Here is a 7,243-nt window from a genome sequence, read left to right as displayed (position 1 = left end):
ACGGCTAGCTCCTTGAACTCCGCCGTGTACATCTGTTTTGGTATCTTCTTCATTGCTGGTCTTTCCAAAGGATCGTTGATTTTACGTTACCTATGGAAGACTAAATTTCGGGGGAAGCTCAAAGTGCCTGGCACCGTTTTCCAACAGGCCGTTAAACAGCTCTGCCGGCCGCACCCACAAGCCTGGCGTATGCGGCCACAAATGCTCATAAACCACCATAGCCTCATCGGTTTCAGAATGCCGGGCCACGCCGATGTAGCGATACAGGCCGCCCTTGTAATGGCGGTGGGTGGCGATTTTTTGTGCGTCTTCTTCAGTCATTGCGTTTTCCAGAATACGAATCGCCCGTCAGGGCTGTGTTGTGTTGCCTTGTGTTGCCTTGTGTTGCCTTGTGTTGCCTTGTGTTGCCTTGTGTTGCCTTGTGTTGCCTTGTGTTGCCTTGTGTTGCCCTGTGTCGACAGGTCAAACCGGATAAGGTTGCACTTCCAGCGGCTGGTCGTGAGCATCAAACTTCGTCGCGACCGCCAGCGACCCGATGCCGATGGTGGTGAGCGCATCATAGACGTCGTCGATCTCGGCCTGCACATCGGCGGCAACGCCCAGCGGCTTTTCCGATGAGACCAGCAATGCGCCGTGGTCGTCGTACAAGCTGACGCGCAGCAGCATCTCGCCGCGCACATCGGCCGCGCCGGCCACTGCCTTGGCGTCATGCGGTGCGCAACCATGCTGCTCAAGACCGTGGTTCAGCTCAGACATCATCAGCAGCATGAAGTACTCGGCCATGCCACGCTCCTTACCGCCATGGAACAGATCCTGGTAAAGAAAATGAATCGCGATTTCACTGCCGTCGGTAACCAGGCAACGCTGCACCAGCGGTGCGACTTGCTCTGCCCAATGATGAAACCGCTGCTGGCGCGCCATGAAATAGGCATCGGCAGCTGTCTCGTCGGCAGGCACAAGATAAAACGGATCGTCGGCGTTCTTGAGCGCGAAACCGAGCAGGAAACGCAATTCCAGCGCGTCGTCTTCTGCGGCAAACTGATTATCCGGCCAGTTGCCAAAACTGCGTTCGATCGCCGTTGCCGGGGCCAGTTTCTTGTCGACCATCGCGGCGAATGCGTCGCGATTCATGTCAAACAGATCGCTGTAACGTATACCGTCTATCTCATCCATGTGATACGCATGGCTAACCAGCACCACACTGGCATCCGGGCTCTCCAGTTGCGCCTCCTTCAGACTGGCGCTGAGCGCTGCGAATGCGGCGTCGTCCTGGAAGCATTGCTGGCGCTTGAGGCCGCCGGCGACCCGCGCGAACAATGGAATAACGAATACATTGAGTTCCAGCGCCTTGCCATTATCGCGGCGCACCAACAGCACTTCCGAGGCTTCTTCGATGCTGGCTTTCAGGAACTGAAAGGCAGCGCTGTCGGCATATCTGGTGCGTTCAATGGCGTCGTAGAGGATTTCGTCCTTCTTCTGCTGCAAGCTTTTCCGGATGACCTTGTGCAGGTCGGCATGCGACTGGCGCCGCGCCTCAACCTCGGCGGCGTCTTCGCTGTCATCCTGTTCGGCCAGGAAAATCGCCAGGTCGCATAGCGCCTGAGTCTGGATTTCATCCTTGTCGTCCGCCCATTCGTTGGGCTGGTTCAACTGATGCGGTCGGCTCCGCTGCTGCAACTTGTCAGCCTCGCCGGCTTTACGCGGCGCCGGCCTTTTGTTCTTTGGCATGTCTGATCTTCAGGTCTTTGGAAGGGTAACGCCGTGCTGGCCCTGGTACTTGCCGCCGCGGTCCTTGTAGGAAGTCTCGCAGATTTCATCGCTCTCAAAAAACAGCACCTGGGCGCAACCTTCACCGGCATAAATCTTCGCCGGCAGCGGAGTGGTATTAGAGAATTCCAGGGTCACATAGCCTTCCCACTCCGGCTCGAACGGCGTGACATTGGCGATGATGCCGCAACGCGCATAGGTCGATTTACCGAGGCAGATGGTCAGCACACTGCGCGGGATGCGAAAATATTCCATGGTGCGCGCCAGCGCGAACGAGTTGGGCGGGATGATGCAGACATCGCCGGTGAAATCAACGAACGATTTTTCGTCGAAATTCTTCGGATCGACAATGGTCGAGTTGATGTTCGTGAAAATCTTGAATTCGTTGGCGCAACGAATATCGTAGCCATACGACGAAGTGCCGTAAGACACAATCTTCTGACCATTTGCCTCGCGTACCTGGCCGGGCTCAAACGGCTCGATCATGCCGGTTTCCTGCGCCATGCGGCGTATCCATTTGTCGGATTTAATCGTCATTGTTTTCTATCAGTCAGTTGATGTAAGTGTATATTTTGCGCAATTTTACGCCAAATAGCCTTTAAAACGGCTATCCCACCGGCTTCCGCCCAAACCGTGCATTTCTCCAGCCTAGCGCTGCATGGTTTCCCATACTTTTTGCAAACGCTTGACCGACACCGGCATCGGCGTGCGCAATTCCTGCGCAAACAACGATACCCGCAGCTCTTCGAGCAACCAGCGGAACTCGGCCTGCTTGGGATCAGCCTTGCTGCCCCGATCTTTCTGCGCGCGCTGCCACGGAGTGGCTACCTGCGCCCATTCCGCCATCAGCCTGGCATCGCGCGCCGGATCGGCACGTAATTTTTCAAGCCGCACATTGATCGCCTTCAGGTAACGCGGAAAATGCGTCAGGTTGGCATAGTCGTTGTCGGCTATGAAACGTTTGCTGACCAGCGACTGCATCTGCGACTGGATATCGGCGACCGATTGCGGATGGCCTTTGGCACCTTGCAGCTTCTTCGGCAAGCCGTAATACTCGGGCAGAATCAGCGCCGCTAAGCGCGCGATTTCATTACACAACAAGCCCAGACGCGACTTGCCTTCATCCTTGCGTTGTGTGAACCCGACGGCGTTCTTGGGCAGCGGCTGCTGCAGGCAGGCGCGCTCCAGGCCGGCATGGATAATCTGATCGCGCAGTTCTTCCTGCGAACCGAGGGCCATGAATTGCATGCCCATCTGCTGCAAGCCGGGAATATTTTTCTCAAGAAATTTGAGTTGCTCCTTGAGCTGTAACGCGAACAGCCGCCGCAAGCCAAGATGATGGATACGCGCCGCCTCATTCGGATCGTCGAATACCTCCAGGTCGCAATGGCTTTGTCGATCGACCAGCGCCGGGAAACCGATCAGGGTCTGCTTGCCCTGCTGGATTTCCAGCAGCTCAGGCAGTTCGCCGAAGGTCCAGCCGGTCAGGTTGGTGAATTGTGCGTTAGCGCTGGGGTTGCTGCCGCCTTTGGAGGGGGCCTGCTGTGCAACGTGCGCCGCTCGCGCTGGTGCGGCGTTGCCGGTTGATACGGTTGCCCCGCCCGGAACCGCTGGTGCCTCTGCCACAGTCGTCGCCACCGCCAGCTTTTGAAAGCTCTCGCGCGCCTGACCACCGAACTCAGCCTGCAACGCCGCCAGGTTACGCCCCATCTCCAGCTGACGGCCGTGCTCGTCGACAATCTTGAAATTCATCGAATGATGCGCAGGCAGCGTTTCCAGCTTGAAATCGGTGCTGCGTGTGACGACGCTGGTTTCACTGCGAATATCCGCCATCAACGCATCGAGCAGATTGCCATGACCGAAGACATGGCGCGCCTGGACGCGTTCGCAAAAGCCGGCGGCATAGTCCGGCAGCGGCACACAGTTGCGGCGTATCTTTTGCGGCAATGACTTCAACAACAGATGCACTTTTTCCTTCAGCATGCCGGGCACCAGCCAGTCGCAGCGGTCGACATAGACCTGATTGAGCGCAAACAGCGGCACCGTCAGCGTCACCCCATCACGCGGCGTGCCCGGCTCGAAGTGATACGACAGCGCCATCTCAATACCGGCCACGCGCATCACTTTTGGAAACAACTCGGTCGTAATACCGGCCGCTTCGTGACGCATTAAATCGTCGCGGTTAAGGAACAACAGCTTGGGTGTCTCAACGCTGACATCCTTGTGCCATTTTTCAAACGCGATGCCATTGCAGATATCGGCCGGGATCAGTTTGTCGTAAAACGCTGCAATCAACTCATCGTCAACCAGCACGTCGAGCCGGCGCGACTTGTGCTCCAGGTTCTCGATCTCGCCGATCAGCTTCAGGTTATGCGCAAAGAACGGCGCCCGCGTTTCAAACTCGCCGCCGACCAACGCATCGCGAATAAAAATCTCGCGTGCCTCCGGTGGATTGATCAAGCCAAAATTGATGCGGCGCTGGCTGTACACCACCAACCCGTACAAGGTCGCACGTTCCGAAGCAGATACTTGCGCAATGCGCTTTTCCCAGCGTGGTTCGCCATACGATTTTTTCAACAAATGGGCACCAACCTTTTCCAGCCATTCGGGCTGAATCTGGGCGATGCAGCGTGCATATAAACGGCTGGTGTCGACCAGTTCGGCCGCCATCACCCATTTGCCGGCCTTCTTCGACAAATGCGAACCCGGCCACAGATGGAACTTGATGCCGCGCGCGCCCAGATAATGCGGATCGTCATCGGCCTTGAAGCCGACGTTACCAAGCAGGCCGGTCAGCAATGCACAATGCAGTTGCTCGTAGGTGGCCGGCGCTTCGTTGAGACGCCAGCCCTGCCCGCGCACGATCGTCAGTAACTGCGAATGAACATCGCGCCATTCGCGCAGACGCAACTGCGACAGGAAATTGGCGCGGCAGTTATCCGACAACTGACGATTGGTTTTCTTGTGCTCAATGGCTTCCTCGAACCATTTCCAGATCTTCAGATAACTCAGGAACTCCGACTTCTCATCGGCAAATTTCTTGTGCGCCTGATCGGCAGCACCTTGCGCATCTATCGGCCGGTCGCGCGGGTCCTGCACCGACAGGGCGGCGGCGACGATCGACATTTCGCTCAGACAGACATTGTCCAGTGCGGCCAAAATCATGCGGCCAACGCGCGGGTCGAGCGGCAGCTTGGCTAACTGCCGGCCGGTCTTGGTCAACTGATTATTCTCATCGACGGTTACCAACTCCTGCAGCAGTTGGTAACCGTCGGCAATCGCCCGGCCTGGCGGCGGCTCGATGAAAGGGAAAGTCTCGACATCGGTCAGATGCAGCGACTTCATCCGCAAGATGACCGAAGCCAGCGACGAGCGCAGGATTTCCGGCTCGGTGAATTTCGGCCGTTGCAGATAATCCTGCTCTTCGTACAAGCGGATGCAGACACCTGCAGCAACCCGGCCGCAACGCCCGGCGCGCTGGTTGGCGGCCGACTGCGCAATCGGCTCGATCTGTAACTGTTCGACCTTGTTACGATAACTGTAGCGCTTGACCCGCGCCAGCCCGGCGTCAACCACGTAGCGGATGCCGGGCACCGTCAACGAGGTTTCGGCGACGTTAGTGGCCAGCACGATGCGACGCGCATTGGATGACTTGAACACGCGCTCCTGCTCCTGCGCCGACAGCCGCGCGAACAACGGCAATATGTCGACATGGGCCGGATGGTGCTTGCGCAGCGCTTCGGCGGCATCGCGGATTTCGCGTTCGCCCGGCAAGAACACCAGCACATCGCCGGAACCGATGCGCGCCAGTTCGTCAACCGCGTCGACCACCGCATCCATCAGGTCGCGTTGGTCGCGGTCGCGCTGGGCGGCGCTTTGCGGCGGGTTCGGCTTGGCTGCCGCGGCTGCAGGGTTGACGCCGCTGCGGTCGACATTGTCAACCGGACGATAGCGCACTTCCACTTCATACAAACGGCCAGAGACTTCAATCACCGGCGCCGGCTTTTCAGGCGTGCCGAAATGGCGCGCGAAACGGTCGGCGTCGATGGTGGCGGACGTGATGATGACTTTGAGGTCGGGGCGTTTCGGCAGCAACTGCTTCAGGTAACCCAGCAGGAAGTCAATGTTCGGGCTGCGCTCGTGGGCCTCGTCGATGATGATGGTGTCGTACTGGCGCAACAGCGGATCGGTCTGCGTCTCCGCCAGCAGAATGCCATCGGTCATCAGCTTGATCCAGGCGCCCTTGGTCAGGGTGTCGTTGAAACGCACCTTATAGCCGACATGCTCGCCCAGCGGCGAATTGAGTTCCTGGGCGATCCGTCTAGCGGTCGAGGAAGCGGCAATCCGGCGCGGCTGAGTGTGGCCGATCATGCCATTTAGGCCGCGCCCCAGTTGCAGGCAAATCTTCGGCAATTGGGTGGTTTTGCCGGAACCGGTTTCACCGCAAACGATGATGACCTGATGCGCAGAAAGCGCCGCAGATATTTCCGCGCGCTTGCCGGAAACCGGCAACTCTTCTGGGAAAACGATAGGCGGCAGTGGGTTGCGTTCCGGGGCTGGCCTTGCGGGCTTAGGCTCGGGACGTGATGACCTGGAGCACGGCTGAGATGGACGGCTGGCAGTGCTCTGGGGGCTTGGGCGATCAGTGGATCGCGCTGGTTTGTTGGATTCGGATACGGACATGAGGATGGAATTATACAGAGCGCCACCCACAAATCTGTTGCTAATTCGATTGCTGTTCTTATTAGCGATTGCAAGACGTCTGAGAACGCTGTGACGTGAGCGCCGCAGACCCGGCAAAAGCGCGAAATATTGATAAAAAAACACCGCAAAAAAAAAAAAAAAAACACCACAAACAAAACCACAAATTAACATCACAAATAAGCACTATATAAACATCATATTTGTTGCACCAGACAGCCAGACCAACGCAACGCCACCTTCCTTGGCATTGCCCCAGGTTTTAACGCCTCATCTGGGCGACAGCCGTGGCCGAGCACGCCACATACGTTATAATCGCGGGTTATCGAAACTGCCAAAATACCAATGGGCCGTCGCAACAGCGGCCGGCGCAGGCAAGTTTCCGGTTTTCCTCGCATTCACGCATTCATTATTACCAAGGCAGGCGGCCGAGATCGCCTGAACCACGCATCATGCAAGAACCCATTTCCGAGCAGCCGAACGCCATTGGCGAAGATGCCGACATAGTCGCCAATACCGTTTCCAGCGAACAAATCGCCAGCGAAGTGGCGCGCCGCCGCACTTTCGGCATCATTTCTCACCCAGACGCCGGTAAAACCACGCTGACCGAAAAGCTGCTGTTATTCTCCGGCGCAATCCAACTGGCCGGCACTGTCAAAGGCCGTAAGAGCGGCCGCCACGCAACCTCGGACTGGATGGACATCGAAAAGCAACGCGGCATTTCGGTGGCCAGCTCGGTCATGCAGTTCGAGTACCGCGACCACGTGGTCAACCT

General features: G+C 57.5%; 5 protein-coding genes. 1 reads left to right on the top strand and 4 read right to left on the bottom strand.

What is annotated here, in order from left to right:
• Nucleotides 1-90 precede the first annotated feature (90 nt).
• From ACIQ0R_RS09970 to hrpA, 4 genes are all read right to left on the bottom strand, one after another.
• Complete coding sequence (locus ACIQ0R_RS09970) at nt 91-321, bottom strand: DUF1653 domain-containing protein (protein WP_395826724.1); 231 nt, start codon at nt 319-321, stop codon at nt 91-93.
• Between the two features lie 141 nt (nt 322-462).
• The gene (locus tag ACIQ0R_RS09965; RefSeq protein ID WP_395826721.1) at nt 463-1,728 is read right to left on the bottom strand and encodes a hypothetical protein; all 1,266 of its coding nucleotides are present in this window, start codon (nt 1,726-1,728) and stop codon (nt 463-465) included.
• Between the two features lie 9 nt (nt 1,729-1,737).
• Complete coding sequence (dcd, locus tag ACIQ0R_RS09960) at nt 1,738-2,304, bottom strand: dCTP deaminase (RefSeq protein ID WP_395826719.1); 567 nt, start codon at nt 2,302-2,304, stop codon at nt 1,738-1,740.
• Nucleotides 2,305-2,415: 111 nt separating this feature from the next.
• Nucleotides 2,416-6,450 (bottom strand): ATP-dependent RNA helicase HrpA, encoded by a 4,035-nt coding sequence (hrpA, locus tag ACIQ0R_RS09955; protein ID WP_395826717.1) that lies wholly within the window; start codon nt 6,448-6,450, stop codon nt 2,416-2,418.
• 470 nt (nt 6,451-6,920) lie between these two features.
• On the opposite strand from hrpA, the gene ACIQ0R_RS09950 reads away from it, so the two are divergent.
• A partial coding sequence (locus ACIQ0R_RS09950; protein ID WP_395826714.1) for a GTP-binding protein occupies nt 6,921-7,243 on the top strand: 323 nt, incomplete at its 3' end.

It is taken from the genome of Collimonas sp., assembly GCF_044339385.1.
In the GTDB taxonomy this organism is placed as follows: domain Bacteria; phylum Pseudomonadota; class Gammaproteobacteria; order Burkholderiales; family Burkholderiaceae_D; genus Collimonas.
This window is presented reverse-complemented; position numbering and strand designations above follow the sequence as displayed.